Genomic DNA, 16,511 nt, shown 5'->3' on the forward strand with positions numbered 1-16,511 from the left:
CAGGCGCTTACATGTTCGGATAATTCGGTCCTCCGCCGCCTTCGGGTACGACCCAGTTGATATTCTGGGTCGGGTCCTTGATGTCGCACGTCTTGCAGTGGACGCAATTCTGCGCGTTGATCTGGAACCGGGGATTGCCCTCTTCCTGACCGACCACTTCATAGACACCCGCCGGACAGTAACGCTGCGCCGGCTCGTCATAAAGGGGAAGATTGTAGCTGATCGGGATCGCCGGATCCTTGAGCTGCAAATGAACCGGCTGGTCCTCCTCATGATTGGTGTTGGACAGGAACACCGACGACAGGCGGTCGAAACTCACCACGCCATCGGGCTTGGGATAGGCGATCTTCGCGCAGGCGTCCTTGGGCCAGATCTTCTCATTGTCGGCCTTGTGCTTCATCGTGAAGGGCAGGCCGATCTTGAGCGTGCGCATCCACATGTCGATGCCTGCCAGCAGCGTGCCGATCGTCCCACCGAACTTCGACAGCAAAGGCTCGGCATTCTTCACCAGCTTCAATTCGTCCGCGATCCAGCTCGACCGCAGGCGCAATTCATAATCGTCCAGAACGTCGCGGGCGCGCTCGTTCTGAATCGCCTCGAACGCCGCCTCGGCCGCCAGCATGCCGGACTTCATCGCCGTATGCGTGCCCTTGATCCGCGGCACATTCACGAAGCCCGCCGAACAGCCGATCAGCGCGCCGCCGGGGAAGGCCAGCTTGGGGATCGACTGCCAGCCACCCTCGTTGATCGCGCGCGCGCCATAGGAGACGCGACGCCCGCCCTCCAGATATTTGCGAATTTCAGGATGCTGCTTCCAGCGCTGGAACTCTTCGAACGGATAGAGATGCGGGTTGCGATAGCCCAGTCCCACGACGAAGCCCAACGCCACCTGTCCATTGGCCTGATGGTAGAGAAATCCCCCGCCATAGGCATCGGTCAGCGGCCAGCCCTGCGAATGGATCACCAGCCCCGGCCGATACATAGCGGGATCGATGTCCCACAATTCCTTCATGCCCAGGCCATAGACCTGCGGCTCGCTGTCGGCGTCGAGGGCGAACTGGCGCTTCAATATCTTGGTCAGGTGGCCGCGCGCGCCTTCGGCGAAGAAGGTATATTTGGCGTGCAGTTCCAGGCCGGGCTGATAGTCGCCCTTCCGGTTGCCTTCGCGGTCGATGCCCATGTCGCCGGTGGCGACGCCCTTCACGCTGCCATCCTCATTATAGAGGATTTCGGCCGCCGCGAAGCCGGGAAAGATTTCCACGCCCAGCCCCTCGGCCTGCTCGCCCAGCCAGCGGCACAGATTGCCCAGCGATCCGGTATAGGTGCCCTTATTATGCATCCACCCCGGCGTCATCATGTGCGGCATGGCGATCTTGCCGGTTTTGGTCAGGAACCAGTGCTGGTTGTCCGTCACCGGCACATCGGCCAGCGAACAGCCCATCTCGCGCCAGTCAGGCAGCAATTCGTCGAGCGCCTTGGGATCGATCACCGCCCCGGACAGGATATGGGCGCCGATTTCCGACCCCTTTTCCAGAACGCAGACCGCGAGTTCCTGGCCCGCATCATTCGCCAATTGCTTCAATCGGATGGCCGCCGACAGACCGGCCGGCCCACCGCCGACGATCACGATGTCATAGGGCATCGATTCCCGTTCGCTCATTCATCCCTCCATTGGGGCGATCGGCGGGCTGCACCCCGTCCTCTCCAATCGCCGCATTAGTCCAACACTTTACCATCGAAGGCGATGAAGCACCTTGACCCCCTCGTCAACCTCTGGCCCTAACTGTTCGTGATGCGGGGATTATTGCAGGATGATGCGGCGACCGCCGACGCCTATCTGGCGTGGTGGCAGCTCGCAGGCGTTGACAGCGCCATAGGCGAATCGCCAGTGAACTGGCTGCGCCCCGTCGCTGCGCGCCCATCCGGCATGGCGGCCGCCGCGATCGCAGCGCCCGTCAAGGAGAAGCCGCGAACGCTCGAATCGTTCCTTGACTGGCTCGCCAATGATCCGTCCCAGCCCGAACGGCGCTGGGCCGGCACACGGATCGTGCCGGTGGGCAAAACGCCGGCAGCGCTGATGGTCGTCACCGACCTGCCCGATCCTGCCGATATCTCCGAAGGCCGATTGCTCGCCGATCGCGCCGGCCAGTTGTTCGATGCGATGCTGCGGGCGATCGGCCTCGATCGCGACGCCATCCATCTCGCCTCGCTCTTCACCGCCCGCCCGCCCGGCGGCATGGTGGAGGCGTCCGATCTTGCCCTCGCAGCCGATCGGATGCGCACCCATGTCGCGCTGGCCCTTCCGCGCCGGCTGCTGCTGCTGGGCGACCGGACGATCCGTGCGCTGATGCCGACGGACGGTGCCGCATCGCCCGATAGTTTACGCCAATTTAATCATGATGGCGGCATTGTGCCCGCCGTCGCCACATTTCACCCCCGGTTGCTGCTGACCCAGCCGACAGCCAAGGCGGAATGCTGGCGCGCCCTGCAAAGCCTGATCGAGGAAGCCCGTCCGTGATTCGCGCCGCGACCCAAATTTCCCGTTTCGCCCTGATTGCCATGGGCCTGGCCCCCGCGCTTCCCGCCAGCGCCGAAACCGCCCCGGTCCTGCCGACCCTCTCGACCGAATCTTCGCCGCTGCAACTGAGCGATGGGGACAAGGCCCGCTACCGCGCCTTGTTCGCCGCGATCCAGGCGCAGCAATGGACCGACGCCAAGGCGATGGTCGCCGCGCTCGATCCGCAGGACGCCGTCCGTCCGCTGGCGCTGTCCGAAATCTATCTGGCGAAGGGATCGCCGCGGGTCGAATTGTTCGACCTGCTCGACCTCATCAACAAGGCCGCCTGGCTGCCCAAGGCGGACCAACTATCCCGCCTGGCGCAGAAGCGCGGCGCGACTATCCTGCCGACCCTGCCCCAGATTCAAAAAATGGTCTGGCTCGGCGCAGCCCCGCGCCGCCAATATGTCGCCGCGACCAAGACCGATACGCTGGCACAGGCGCTCGCCGGCCAAATCCAGACCCATGTGAAGAATGACGACCCGATCGGCGCGGAAGGCCTGCTGGCCACCGGCGAAGCGGGCCTGACGTCCGAAGGGCTGACCGAGGTGCGCCAGCGCGTCGCCTGGGCCTATTATATCGAAAATGACGATGGCAACGCCCGCCGCATGGCCGCGCGCGCGCTCGAAACCCGAACCGGCGGCGACTGGACGGTGCAGGCGCACTGGACCACTGGCCTTGCGTCGTGGCGCCAGAATGACTGCCGCACCGCCGCACCGGCCTTCGCCAATGTGGCCGCACTGGCGGGCGACGCCGACATGCGCGCCGCCGGCGCCTATTGGGCCTCGCGCGCCTATATGGTCTGCGGCGAAGCGGAGAAGGTCGCCGCCTATCTCAGGCAGGCGGCCCGTTCGGACGAAACCTTCTACGGCCTGCTCGCCCGCGAATCGCTCGGCCTGCCGCTCGGCGCCGCGCCGGTCGGCAGCCGCTTCGGCGCGCTCGAATGGCAGAAGCTCCGGGCCAGCCCCAATGCCCGCGCCGCGATCGCCCTGTCCGCGATCGGCGACAACGGCCGCGCCGACGAACTGATCCGCTATCAGGCCAAGATCGGCGGCAGCGACCAATATGACGCGCTGCTGCGCCTTGCCAGCGCCCTGAACCTGCCCGCGACCCAGCTCTGGCTCGCCCATAACGGCCCGGCGGGCAAGCAGCCCGACAGCTTCGCCCGCTTCCCCGCGCCCGACTGGCGCCCCGATGGCGGCTGGCGCGTCGATCCCTCGCTCATTTACGCCCACACGCTCCAGGAATCGGGCTTCCGCTCGGACGTCGTCAGCAGCGCGGGCGCACGCGGCCTGATGCAGGTCCGTCCCGGCACCGCCGGCGATGTGGGCCTCACCAACGCATCGCAACTCTTCGTGCCGTCCACCAACATGGAATATGGCCAGCGCTATCTGGAATCGCTGCGCGACATGAGCGCGACCGGCGGCCTGCTGCCCAAGGTGATGGCCGCCTATAATGCCGGCCCGCAGCCGGTCGATCGCTGGAACACGCAGGTCCATGACAAGGGCGATCCGCTGCTGTTCATGGAATCGCTGCCCTATTATGAAACCCGCGCCTATGTGAACATCGTCATGCGCAACTACTGGATGTACCAGATCCAGGCGAAGGGCAGCGCCGATTGCCTGACCGGCATGGCGCAGGGCATGTGGCCGACCTTCCCCAATGCCAAGGGCGTGAAGCTGGTACGGCTCAGCAAGGCCGACGGCCGCGCCCAGCCTTCCGCCGCCATGGGTGGCGGTTCCGACTGATGCCGATCGACGAGGGCCGGGCCTTCATTCCCGTCCGGATCGCCGTCCTCACCGTCTCCGACACACGCGGCATCGCCGAGGACCGCTCCGGCGATGCGCTGATCGAACGGCTGGAAAGCGCCGGCCATATCCTCGCCGCCCGCTATATCGAGCGCGACGATCGGTCCGCCATCGTCGCCCGCCTCCATGCCTGGATCGACGATCCGCAGATCGACGTCATCCTCACCACTGGCGGCACCGGCGTCACCGGCCGCGACGTCACGCCGGAAGCGCTCGCCCAGGTGCAGGACAAGGAAATCCCCGGTTTTGGCGAGCTGTTCCGCTGGCTCAGCTACCAGAGCATCGGCACCTCCACCATCCAGTCGCGCGCCACCGCCTGCGTCGCCCGCGGCACCTATATCTTCGCGCTGCCCGGCTCGACCGGCGCGGTGAAGGACGCCTGGGACGGCATCCTCGTCACCCAACTCGACAGCCGTTTCCGCCCCTGCAACTTCGTCGAACTGATGCCGCGGCTGATGGAGCTGTAAGGCCGGTCCGGCATTTCATTAGTTAGCCAATTAATGAAATGCTGGATGCCGTACTGCTGTTGCACTTGTGGTCTCAATTGACACGTTGTTCCTTATATGTTCTTATGTGCCATGGCGATCGAAAGGGGCAGAGGCGCAACGCTGAACGGCGACAGCCACCGCTTCAACCTCCCCCAGCGGGAGGCCGACGGCGACTGGCTCGATACGGTCGAGCAACTGGACGGCCCTGTCCCGCGCCGCCGCACCCAGGTCACGGTTGAACATCCCCGCACGATCCTCACGCGCAACGCCAGCCCCGACATCGGCTTTTCCCAATCGATCAACGCCTATCGGGGGTGCGAACATGGCTGCATCTATTGCTTCGCGCGCCCGTCCCATGCCTATCACGACCTGTCCCCCGGCCTCGATTTCGAAACCAGATTGTTCGCCAAGCCCGATGCCGCAAAGCTGCTGCGCGCCGAACTGTCGAAGCGCAACTATGTCGTCGCGCCCATCGCCATGGGCACGAACACCGACCCCTATCAACCGATCGAAAAGGATTGGCGGATCACGCGGGATATATTGGAATTGCTGGTCGAAACCCGCCACCCGACCTTCATCACCACCAAGTCCGACCGCATAGTGCGCGACATCGACCTGCTCGCCGATCTGGCGCGCGACCGGCTGGTTGCCGTCATGCTCTCCGTCACCAGCCTTGACCCCGCCATCGCCCACACCCTGGAACCCCGCGCGCCGCATCCGCTGCGCCGGATCGAAGCGATCCGCCAGCTATCGGCCGCCGGCATCCCCGTCACCGCCAGCATCTCGCCGGTCATCCCCGCCATCACCGACCATGAGATCGAAGCGCTGGTCGCCCGCGTCGCGCAGGCGGGCGCACGAGAGGTCAGCTACATCCCCGTCCGCCTGCCGCACGAGGTCGCGCCGCTGTTCCGCGCCTGGCTAGACGCCCATTATCCCGATCGCGCGGCCAAGGTGATGGCGATCATCCGCGACCTGCGCGGCGGCCGCGACAACGACCCCGATTTCGGCACCCGGATGCGCGGACAGGGCGTCTGGGCCGACCTCATCCGCACCCGCTTCAGCAAGGCCCGCAAACGCGCAGGCCTTGGCGCGGAACGGCTGACCCTGCGCACCGACCTCTTCCGCCCACCCGAAGGCGCACAGATGCGGTTATTTTAGCCTCCGTTGTTCGGACGGCTTTGGGTGGCCGACTATGGTCCCAAAACGACAGCGCAAAACCCGCCGCAATCACCCCACCAACCGCATCGCCGTTCGCCGCGTGCGCGTCTTGTAGCCGTCCGCCTTCACATCCATCCGCTCGAAGCAGTGGATCGACAGCCCCTTGATCGTAGAGATCGCATCTACCTGATCCGCGCCCAGGCTATAGGTGTCGCCCAGGAACAGCCGCGCCGCCTGCCCCTCGCCCACCGGCGCGCGCAGGAATACCTCGCTCCGTCCACCGCTTGCACCAGCGAGCAAGGTCGCCAGCGCCTCGACCGCCTGCGGGGTCTCCACATCGACCGTCAATTCCATGCGCGACGCGCTGGCGATCGCCCGGAACGGCTCGACCCCCCGCACCGTCACGCGCGGCGTTTCCTCGCCCGGCAACCGGTCCAGTTCCACGACCAGCAGCGCGCAATCGCCATCGGCCGCCAGTTCCTCGATCGCCTTGCAAGCGCCCTCATCGAAGCAACTCGCCTGAAACTGGCCGCTCTGGTCGGAGAAGGTCGCGTTGGCGTAGCGCGCCCCGCGCTTCGTTTCGCGCCAGCGCACATCCTCGACCATCGCCGCCATGATCGTCATCGCCCGCCCTTCGGCATTGGGCGCGGGCATGGGCGCCTGACACACGGCGCCATAGCTGCGCGCACCTCGCGCATCGGCGAGATGCTTGTAACGATCGACCGGATGGGCCGAGAAGTAGAAACCGAACGCCTCCTTTTCCTGCGCCATGCGGTCCGCCACGGTCCAGGCCTGATGCGGCGGAATGCGGACGTCGGCATGCGGCGTCTCCACGTCGCCGAACAAGCCGCCCTGCCCGCTTTCGCGCGCCGCTGCATTGCTCGACGCCACCGACAAAATGGTTTCCGCCGCTGCATGAACGCCCGCTCGGTCGGCATGGACGCCATCGAACGCCCCCGCCGCCGCCAGGCTTTCCAACTGCCGCCGATTCAGCAACCGTGGTTCGATCCGGTCGGCGAAGTCGTCCAGCGACTGGAACGGCCCCGCCGCCTCACGCTCGGCGACCAACTGCTCCATCGCCTTCTCGCCCACACCCTTGAGGCCCCCCAGCGCATAGCGCACGGCGAAGCCCAGTCGCTTGTCCTCGCCCTCACACGGCACGGCCTCGACGGTGAAGTCGGCCTGGCTGCGGTTGAGATCGGGCGCCAGGCAGGTCAGCCCCATGCGCCGCATATCGTCCACGAAGACCGTCAGTTTTTCGGTCAGATGGATGTCGAACGCCATCGACCCGGCATAGAATTCCGCCGGATAATGCGCCTTCAGCCAGGCGGTCTGATAAGCGAGCAGCGCATAGGCGGCCGCGTGCGATTTATTGAAGCCATAGCCGGCGAACTTGTCGATCAAGTCGAACAGTTCGTTCGCCTTGGCCGGCTTGATGTCGCTCGCGGCACAGCCCTCGACGAAGCGCGAGCGCTGCGCGTCCATCTCCGCCTTCACCTTCTTGCCCATGGCGCGGCGCAGCAGGTCGGCGTCGCCGAGCGAATAGCCGGCCAATATCTGCGCGGCCTGCATCACCTGTTCCTGATAGACGAAGATGCCGTAGGTTTCTTCGAGGATCGGCTTCAGCAGAATATGGGGATATTCAATCTCTTCCTGGCCATTCTTGCGACGCCCGAACATCGGAATATTGTCCATCGGGCCAGGGCGGTAGAGCGAGACGAGGGCGATGATGTCGCCGAAATTGGTCGGCCGTACTGCGGCCAGCGTCTTGCGCATCCCTTCCGATTCCAACTGGAACACACCCACCGTGTCGCCACGCTGGAGCAGATCGTAAACCGCGCTGTCGTCCCAGGCGAGCGTATCCAGACCGACGGTCACGCCCCGCGCGGTCAGCAACTGCACCGCCTTCTGCAACACCGACAGCGTCTTGAGGCCGAGAAAGTCGAACTTCACCAGCCCCGCGCCCTCGACATATTTCATGTCGAACTGGGTCACCGGCATGTCCGATCGCGGATCGCGATAGAGCGGCACCAGTTGCTGCAACGGCCGGTCGCCGATCACCACGCCCGCCGCATGGGTGGAGCTATGACGCGGGAAGCCTTCCAGCTTCATTGCATAGTCGATCAGGCGGCGGACCTGATTGTCATTGTCATATTCCGCCCGGAACTCGGCGACCCCATTCAACGACCGCTCCAGCGTCCAGGGATCGGTCGGATGGTTCGGCACCAGCTTGGCGAGCCGGTCGACCTGGCCATAGCTCATCTGCAATACGCGGCCGGTGTCCTTGAGCACGGCGCGCGCCTTCAGCTTACCGAAAGTGATGATCTGCGCCACATGGTCCGCGCCATATTTCTGCTGGACGTAACGGATCACCTCGCCGCGCCGGGTTTCGCAGAAATCGATGTCGAAGTCGGGCATCGACACGCGTTCCGGGTTCAGGAAGCGTTCGAACAGCAGGCCGAGCTGCAACGGATCGAGATCGGTGATCAGCAGCGCCCAGGCGACAACCGATCCGGCGCCGGACCCACGGCCCGGACCCACAGGAATATCATGGTCCTTCGCCCATTTGATGAAGTCGGCGACGATCAGGAAATAGCCCGGAAACCCCATCTGGATGATGATGTCCGTCTCGAACTTCAGGCGCTCGACATAGGGTTGGCGCGCCTCGTCCGCGATGATGCCCAGCTTCGCCAGACGCGCGTCCAATCCTGCGCTCGCCAGATCGCGCAGCATCCGGGCTTCGCCCTCGATATCACCGGCCAGGCTGGGCAGGATCGGCTTGCGCTTGGGCGCGGCCACGGCGCAGCGCTGCGCAACTACCAACGTGTTCGCCAGCGCCTCGGGCAGATCCTCGAACAGCCGCTTCATCTCGCCCGCCGGCTTCATCCAGGCGTCGGGCGAACTGGTGCGGCGATCGGGCATGTCGACATAGGCGCTGTCGGCGATGCACAGCATCACGTCATGCGCTTCATGAAAATGCGGTTCGGCAAAGCAGGTGGGATTGGTCGCTACCAGCGGCAGGTCGCGATGATAGGCCAGGTCGAGCAGTTGCGGTTCCGCCTTGCCCTCGATCGCGTCGAGCCGGCGGCATATCTCGACATAGAGCCGCCCCGGAAACAGCGCCTCCAGCCGCGCGACATAGGCAATGGCCGCATCGGGCTGATCCTCCGCGAACAGCCGCGCCAGCGCGCCCTCGCCCCCCGCTGTCAGCGCGATGACGCCATCGGTCCGCCCTTCTAGCGCCTCTATCGTCACATGGGGCACTTCCTCGACCGGCCGGTCGAGATGCGCCATCGACACCAGTGCGCAGATATTGTCATATCCGGTCGCGTCCTGCGCGTAGAGCGCCAGCCAGTCGTGCATCGGCGCCGCATTGGATGGTCGCCCCGGCCGCAGCACGCCCAGCATCGCGCCGATGATTGGCTGAACGCCCTCATCCTTGCACCCGTCGGAAAAAGCCATCGAACCGTACAGCCCGTTGCGGTCCGTGATCGCCGCCGCCGGAAAGCCCAATGCCTTGGCCTGCTTGGCGATCTTCTTGGGGTCTATCGCCCCTTCCAGCATGGTGAAGGAGGAAAAGACGCGCAGTGGTACGAAGGGAGCATGAGGCATGTGGGCCAATCTAGGGGCGAAGCCTGATTCGTCCCAGCCCTTGGGCAACGAAATCTGTGGGTAAACCGCTTGCGGGCCATCCTTAACGGATTGCCAACCTGTCGCCACTATCGTCGGCCGCATCATGCGTCTCTCCACGATCACCAACTGGGCCTATGGGGCCACTGTCGCCCTCACCCTCTTTTCGGGCGCTACCATGTTAATGGCGTCCAGTGCGGAAGAGCGCGAACGCGCCGCCGTGGCGCAGCGCGCCACCTTCGACCAGGCGACGGCCACGCTGGAGGAGGATGTCTATCGCCTGACCGAGCAGGCCCGCGGCTTCGTCATCAGTGGCGACCCCAGCCATCTCATCGCCTATCGCCGGGAAAAGGAGGCGCTGCGTTCGGTCGAGCAGCGGATCGCCCATCTGCGCGACGCCGGCGCCAATGAGAGTGAATTGGCTGCCCTGCGCCAGGCGATGCACTGGTCCGACGCGCTGACCGATGAACAGGATGCCGCAATCCGGGCCGCTCAGGCCAAGGACGACAAGACCGCCCGCACCATATTGTTCGGCGACGAATATGGCCGGGAACTGGACCGGGTCGCCGCACAGGTCGGCAAGTTCCAATATATGCTCGACCAGCGCACCGACCATGCGGTGGCGCGCGCGACCGATACCGCGCGCCAATGGCGCACCATGTCCGAAATCATGCTCGGCATGACGGCGCTGCTCTTCCTGTGCGTTCTCTATTTCGTGCTGAAGCAACGCATCCTGCGACCGGTCGTGCGGCTGAGCGATGTCGTCACGCGTCTTGCGGCACAGGATTATGACGCCATTCCACCCGATTCCGCCCATGTCGACGAAATCGGCGACATGGCGCAGGCGATCCGCATCTTCCGCGAAAACGGGCTGGAACGACAACGGCTGGAGCAGGAGCGCGACGCCGACCGGATGATGCGCGACCTGATATCGCGGTTGACGCAACGATTGCAGGGCTGCGACAGCGTCAGCGACCTGGTCGATGTGGTGCGCCGCTTCGCCCCGGAAATCGCGCCTGATTTTCCGGGCCGGCTCTATATCCACGACGCTCGCCGCAACGCCATGACCCAAGCCTGCGACTGGCTGTCGCCCGCGCAATCGCGCATCGAATTTCCGCCTTCAGCCTGTTGGGCGCTGCGTCGTGGCCAGACCCACAGGCCGACCGGCGACATGGTCGATATTCCGTGCGAGCATCTGGGCGTTTCAGAAAGCGTCAGCACCATCTGCATACCGCTCGCCGCGCAGAGCGAGAGCATCGGCATGCTCTATTATGAGGAGCCGACCGACAGCAACGCCGACCATCTGGAGCGGACCGGAAAATATCTGGAAATGCTGGCCGAAAATGTCGGCCTGGCCCTCGCCAATCTCCGCCTGCGCGACACATTGCGCGAAATGGCCATGGCCGACGCGCTGACCGGCCTGCCCAATCGGCGCCAGTTCGACACCATGCTCCAGACGCTGGTCCATGACGCCGATCGCCACGGCACGCCGCTGGCTTGCCTGATGGTCGATATCGATCATTTCAAGCGTTTCAACGACAATTATGGCCATGATGCCGGCGACGCCGTGCTGCGCGCCGTGGGGGCGGTGCTGGGCGACTCGCTGCGCGAACACGGCCATGCCTTCCGCCTGGGCGGCGAAGAATTCGTCATATTGATGCCGGGCTTCAACCTCGATCAGGCGCTTGGCCGTGCGATGCAGATTCAGCGGCGCATTCAGGAACTGCGCCTGGGACATCATGGCAAGGAACTGGGACCGATCACGGCCTCCTTCGGCCTGTCCGCCTTCCCCGATCATGGCCGGCCCGACCGACTGTTGCAGACCGCCGACGCCGCGTTGCTGCGCGCCAAGTCGGAAGGCCGGGACCGGATACTGGTCGCGACCGTGCGCGATGGCGCTTCCGCAGCGGCTTAAGCGCCTTCCAGGACGCCTTCGTGCAGTCGGACCACCCGGTCCATCTTCTGCGCCAGCCGCTCATTATGGGTGGCCACCAGCGCGGCGGAGCCTTCGCCCCGCACCAGCCGCAGGAATTCGGACAGAACGACGTCCGCAGTCCGCTCGTCCAGATTGCCGGTCGGTTCGTCCGCCAGCACCAGCGCCGGCCTGTTGGCCAGCGCGCGGGCGACGGCCACCCGCTGCTGCTCGCCACCCGACAACTGGCTCGGCCGATGGTCGAGCCGATGCCCCAGGCCCAGCGAGGTCAGCAGCAGTTCCGCCCGCGCCTTCGCCGCCGCCATCTCCACGTCGCGGATCACCTGCGGCAGGACGACATTCTCGGTCGCGTTGAAATCGGGCAGCAGATGGTGAAACTGATAGACGAAGCCCAGCGCATCCCGGCGCAGCCGGGTACGCCCGTCATTGTCCAGCTTCGCCGCTTCCTCGCCCGCGATGCGGATCGACCCGTCGAACCCGCCTTCCAGCAGGCCCACCGCCTGCAACAGCGTCGACTTGCCCGAACCGGACGGCCCCAGCAGCGCGACGATCTCGCCCGGCCCGACGGTCAGGTCGATGCCGCGCAACACGTCGATGGTCACGCCGCCCTGGGTGAAGCTGCGGGCAAGGCCCGTCACTTTGAGGATATCATTCATAGCGCAGCACCTGGACGGGATCGGTATTGGCGGCCTTGAAGGCCGGATAGAGCGTGGCGAGGAAGCTGAACACCAGCGCCATGATGCAGATCACCGTGATCTCGATCGGATCGGGCTGTGACGGCAATTCGGTCAGGAAGCGGATCGAGGGATCCCACAGATTCTGCCCCGTCACGAACTGGATCGCATTGACCATATTCTGGCGGAAGAAGAGGAAGGTGAAGCCCAGCACCATGCCGGCCACCATGCCCAGCGTGCCGATGGTGACGCCGACTGTCATGAAAATCTTGACCAGCCCGACGCGGCTTGCCCCCATCGTCCGCAATATCGCGATGTCGCGTGTCTTGGCGCGGACCAGCATGATGAGCGAGGACAGGATGTTGAACACCGCCACCAGCACGATGATGGACAGAACGACGAACATCGCGACCCGCTCCACCGCCAGCGCCTCGAACAGCGATGCGTTCATCTGCCGCCAGTCCGTGATGACCGCGCGTCCGGCGACCTTGCCGGCCAGCGGTTCCAATATCTGGCCCACCCGGTCGGGATCGACCGTCTCGACCTCGATCATGCTGACGACATCGCCCAGCAACAACAGCGTCTGCGCATCCTCGATCGGCATGACGACCATCGCCTTGTCATAATCATAGACGCCGACCTCGAAGATCGCGGCGACCTGATAGGCGACCTGCCGCGGCACCGTGCCGAAGGGGGTGGAACGGCCGGCCGGGTTGTAGATGGTGATGGTGTCGCCCAGTTGGACGCCCATATTTTCCGCCAGCCGCGATCCGATCCCCACCTTGCCGCTATTAGGCGTCAGATTGTCGAGGCTGCCGGCCAGCACCTTGCCCTTGAGCGTCTTGTTATTGCGAATGTCGGCGACCGTCATGCCGCGCACCAGGGCAGGTTCGAACCGGCCCTGGAAGATCGCACCCAACGGCTGCTCGATCATCGGCGTTGCCTTCGTGACGCCGGGGGTCGCGCGGGCCTGTTTGAGGATCGACTGCCAGTCGGGCAGGCGTCCGCCATAGCCCTGCACCACGGCATGGCCATTGAGGCCGACGATCTTGTCGAACAGCTCGGCGCGGAAGCCGTTCATGACGCTCATGACGATGATGAGCGCGGCGACACCCAGCATGACCGCAGCCAGGCTGATGCCCGCAACGAGGAAGATAAACCCTTCCCCCTTGCCCGGCAGCAGGTAGCGCTTGGCGATCATGCGTTCGTAACGGGATAGAATCATGTGGCGCGAACGGCCCCTTGCAGGATGGTCTGCCTGACGCTCTAGGCATGGAGCCGTATAACGGCAAGCATTGCCCGATTGTTGCATCACGGCCACAGCGACGAACGGAAAATAGCACGGCCCGGATTTTGGCCGTGACTCGGCCCTGCGTCGGTCATAGCAAGACAATCGAAGCACAGGTGAAAGGCCGTGGTTCAGGGATACTGCATCCCGCTTCGAGCTTAGGGGGCTGAGAAGCGGTCGAGGCAGGCCAAGGGGGAGACGAGCAATCGTCCATTAAACACCCGGATCGTGAAAACACGATCCGGGTGTTTTTTATTACGCCTTCTTTACGGCGTGATGTCGGCGCGGACTATGGGACAAAGCGTCCACCCCCCGTCTTTCCCGGCCATGGGATCGGGCCGTGCCACCCTCTTGAAACCCCCGACGATCGAACCATATCCAGCGTGTCCGGTCGCCTTCATGGGGCCGGACACAGTATCGCCGAACGCCTGAATCAGGGTTCGGTCCGTTCATTCTGCTCTTTGGGAGATTATGACAATGCGTGGTTTCGACCTCACCCCCTATCGCCGCTCCACCGTCGGCTTCGATCGCCTGTTCGACCTGATCGAAAATAACGCCCGGCTGGCGCAGGGCGACAATTATCCGCCCTTCAACATCGAACGCCTGTCGGAGGATCGCTATCGCGTGACACTGGCCGTCGCCGGCTTCCGCCCGGAAGAGATCGACATTACCGCCCAGCAGAACCTGCTTCAGGTGATCGGTCGCAAGGACGACGCCTCGCCGGCGGATCGCTCCAAATTCCTGCATGTCGGTATCGCCAACCGCAGCTTCGAACGCCGCTTCGAACTGGCCGATTTCGTGCGGGTGGAAAAGGCTGACCTGGCCGACGGCCTGCTGACGATCGAACTAGTGCGCGAAGTGCCCGAAGCGATGAAGCCCAAGAAGATCGCCATCAACGGCGGTCAGTTGGTCGACATCAGCGTCAAGGATCGCGACGCCGCCTGACCCCGGCATCGATGCTAAACACGAAGGGCGCGACCGCAAGGCCGCGCCCTTTTCATATCTCGACCTGGCTACCCAATTCGACGACGCGGTTGGTGGGCAGGCGGAAAAACTCCATCGCGCTTTCCGCGTTGCGCAACATCCAGGCGAATATCTTCTCCCGCCACAGCGGCATCCCCGGCTTGGCCGAAGGCAATAGCGTCTGGCGGGCAAGGAAGAAGCTGGTGTCCATCATCTTGAACGCCTGCCCGCAGCCCGTGACATTCTTGAGCGCGGCAGGAACATCAGGTTCCTGCATGAAACCATATTGGAGGACGAGGCGGAAGAAGCCCCGGCCCAGATCCTCCAGCTTGCAGCGGCCATCATCCTCGACGACCGGCACGTCCTTGATCTTGACCGTCAGCAGGATGACGCGCTCATGCAGCACCTTGTTGTGCTTGAGGTTATGCAACAGCGCGTGCGGCACGCCATCGGGCGTCGACGTCATGAACACTGCCGTGCCGGGCACGCGCACCGCACTGTTGGCGGCGGATGCGACGAAGACCGGGATCGGCATCGCCGCTTCTCGCAAACGGTCCTGCACCAGGCGACGGCCGCGCGACCAGGTGGTCAGCAGGGTGAATACGACGAAGCCGATCAGCAGCGGAAACCAGCCGCCATCCGGCACCTTGGTCAGGTTCGCCGCCAGATAGGCGCCATCGACGAGATAGAAGACCGCCAGCACCGGCGCGGCATAATACCATTTCCAGTGCCACAGCCGGTACATCACGACCGTCAACAGCACATTGTCGATGAACATCGCACCGGTCACCGCAATGCCATAGGCCGCGGTCAGATTGGACGATGTCTGGAATGTCAGCACCAGCAGGATCACCATCACCATCAACCCCCAGTTGATGAGGGGGATATAGATCTGGCCGGCGGTGGAGGCGCTGGTATGTTCGATCCGCAAGCGCGGCATGAAGCCCAACTGAATCGCCTGTTGCGTCACGGAGAAAGCGCCCGAGATCACCGCCTGCGACGCGATGATGGCGGCAAGCGTCGCCAGCACGATCAGCGGCAACTGCCCCCATTGCGGCGCCAGATTGTAGAAGGGGCTGTGCAGCGCGGCCGCACCCTCGCGAAACAGCAGCGCGCCCTGCCCCATATAATTGAGCATCAGCGCGGGCAGGACGAAGGCGAGCCAGGACACGCGAATCGGGTTGCGGCCGAAATGGCCCATATCGGCGTAGAGCGCTTCGGCGCCGGTCACCGCCAGCACCACCGACCCGAGCGCCAGGAAAGCCGGCAGCGGATCGGTGACGAAGAACATCACCGCCCAATAGGGGTTGAAAGCATAGAGGATACCGGGGGTCTTGATGATCGAAACGACACCCAGCGCCGCAATCGTGACGAAATAGGTCAGCATGATCGGGCCGAAAAAGGCCGCGACCTTGTTGGTGCCCAAACCCTGTATCCAGAACAGGCCGAGCAGAATGACGATCGCCACGGGCAGGATCGCCGGCGCCAGGGCGGGATTATAGACCGTAAGCCCCTCCACCGCCGACAGGACCGAAACTGCCGGGGTGATCATCGAGTCGCCGTAGAAGAGGGCGGTGGCGAACACACCCAGCAGCACGATGCCGCGCGACCAGCGCTGCGTCTTGGTCTGGCCGTTGATCAACGCCAGCAACGCCAGGCTGCCGCCTTCGCCCTTATTGTCGGCGCGCATGATGATGCTGACATATTTCATCGTCACGACCAGCATCATCGACCAGAACATCAGGCTGATGACGCCCAATATATGATCGGGATCGAGGTCCAGATGATGGTGGCCGGCGAAGGTTTCGCGGAACGCATAGAGCGGGCTGGTGCCGATGTCGCCGAACACGATGCCGATTGCACCGACGACCAGCTTCAACGTGGCCTTCTGCCGCGCATGACCATGTCCGCCATGCTCCTCGTCATCGGAAGCCGGCGCGGTGTTGGGAAGGAGGTCAGCCATGAAGGATCATGTTCGTATCGACACCCAATCGGGGGCGACTGCGGAATAG

General features: G+C 64.2%; 11 protein-coding genes. 6 read left to right on the plus strand and 5 right to left on the minus strand.

Going from position 1 to position 16,511, the window contains the following annotated elements; genetic code table 11:
* Positions 1-7 precede the first annotated feature (7 nt).
* On the minus strand, positions 8-1,660 hold the full coding sequence (locus SBA_RS12655) for an electron transfer flavoprotein-ubiquinone oxidoreductase (RefSeq protein ID WP_261934702.1): 1,653 nt from the start codon (positions 1,658-1,660) through the stop codon (positions 8-10).
* A 132-nt stretch (positions 1,661-1,792) separates the two neighbouring features.
* On the opposite strand from SBA_RS12655, the gene SBA_RS12660 reads away from it, so the two are divergent.
* The 4 genes from SBA_RS12660 (at position 1,793) to SBA_RS12675 (ending at position 6,011) form a co-directional block, all read left to right on the plus strand.
* Positions 1,793-2,518, plus strand: a complete 726-nt coding sequence (locus SBA_RS12660; protein ID WP_261934703.1) for a uracil-DNA glycosylase family protein — start codon at positions 1,793-1,795, stop codon at positions 2,516-2,518.
* Positions 2,515-4,305 carry a lytic transglycosylase domain-containing protein gene (locus tag SBA_RS12665; RefSeq protein ID WP_261934704.1) on the plus strand — a complete coding sequence of 597 codons (1,791 nt, stop codon included), beginning with the start codon at positions 2,515-2,517 and terminating at the stop codon, positions 4,303-4,305. Before SBA_RS12660 ends, SBA_RS12665 begins: the two co-directional genes overlap by 4 nt.
* Positions 4,305-4,832 carry a molybdenum cofactor biosynthesis protein B gene (gene moaB, locus SBA_RS12670; protein ID WP_261934705.1) on the plus strand — a complete coding sequence of 176 codons (528 nt, stop codon included), beginning with the start codon at positions 4,305-4,307 and terminating at the stop codon, positions 4,830-4,832. The genes SBA_RS12665 and moaB overlap by 1 nt, the downstream gene beginning before the upstream one ends.
* Before the next feature lie 111 nt (positions 4,833-4,943).
* Complete coding sequence (locus tag SBA_RS12675) at positions 4,944-6,011, plus strand: PA0069 family radical SAM protein (RefSeq protein WP_261934706.1); 1,068 nt, start codon at positions 4,944-4,946, stop codon at positions 6,009-6,011.
* Positions 6,012-6,080: 69 nt separating this feature from the next.
* Here SBA_RS12675 and dnaE read toward each other — a convergent pair whose 3' ends face one another.
* Positions 6,081-9,623 (minus strand): DNA polymerase III subunit alpha, encoded by a 3,543-nt coding sequence (gene dnaE, locus SBA_RS12680; protein WP_261934707.1) that lies wholly within the window; start codon positions 9,621-9,623, stop codon positions 6,081-6,083.
* A gap of 124 nt (positions 9,624-9,747) precedes the next feature.
* On the opposite strand from dnaE, the gene SBA_RS12685 reads away from it, so the two are divergent.
* Positions 9,748-11,556, plus strand: a complete 1,809-nt coding sequence (locus SBA_RS12685; RefSeq protein WP_261934708.1) for a diguanylate cyclase — start codon at positions 9,748-9,750, stop codon at positions 11,554-11,556.
* Here the strand turns inward: SBA_RS12685 and SBA_RS12690 are convergent.
* Both SBA_RS12690 and SBA_RS12695 read right to left on the minus strand, forming a co-directional pair.
* Complete coding sequence (locus SBA_RS12690) at positions 11,553-12,230, minus strand: ABC transporter ATP-binding protein (protein ID WP_224549508.1); 678 nt, start codon at positions 12,228-12,230, stop codon at positions 11,553-11,555. The two genes, SBA_RS12685 and SBA_RS12690, sit on opposite strands and share 4 nt — an antisense overlap.
* Entirely contained in the window at positions 12,223-13,473 is a 1,251-nt protein-coding gene (locus SBA_RS12695) for a lipoprotein-releasing ABC transporter permease subunit (protein ID WP_261934709.1), read from the minus strand. The genes SBA_RS12690 and SBA_RS12695 overlap by 8 nt, the downstream gene beginning before the upstream one ends.
* A gap of 534 nt (positions 13,474-14,007) precedes the next feature.
* Between SBA_RS12695 and SBA_RS12700 the strand changes: the two genes are divergently transcribed.
* On the plus strand, positions 14,008-14,481 hold the full coding sequence (locus tag SBA_RS12700; protein WP_224549506.1) for an Hsp20 family protein: 474 nt from the start codon (positions 14,008-14,010) through the stop codon (positions 14,479-14,481).
* A gap of 52 nt (positions 14,482-14,533) precedes the next feature.
* On the opposite strand, the gene SBA_RS12705 is transcribed toward SBA_RS12700, so the two are convergent.
* Complete coding sequence (locus tag SBA_RS12705; RefSeq protein WP_261934710.1) at positions 14,534-16,462, minus strand: potassium transporter Kup; 1,929 nt, start codon at positions 16,460-16,462, stop codon at positions 14,534-14,536.
* Between the last annotated feature and the right edge of the window lie 49 nt (positions 16,463-16,511).

The organism is Sphingomonas bisphenolicum (assembly GCF_024349785.1).
Taxonomy (GTDB): Bacteria; Pseudomonadota; Alphaproteobacteria; order Sphingomonadales; family Sphingomonadaceae; genus Sphingobium; species Sphingobium bisphenolicum.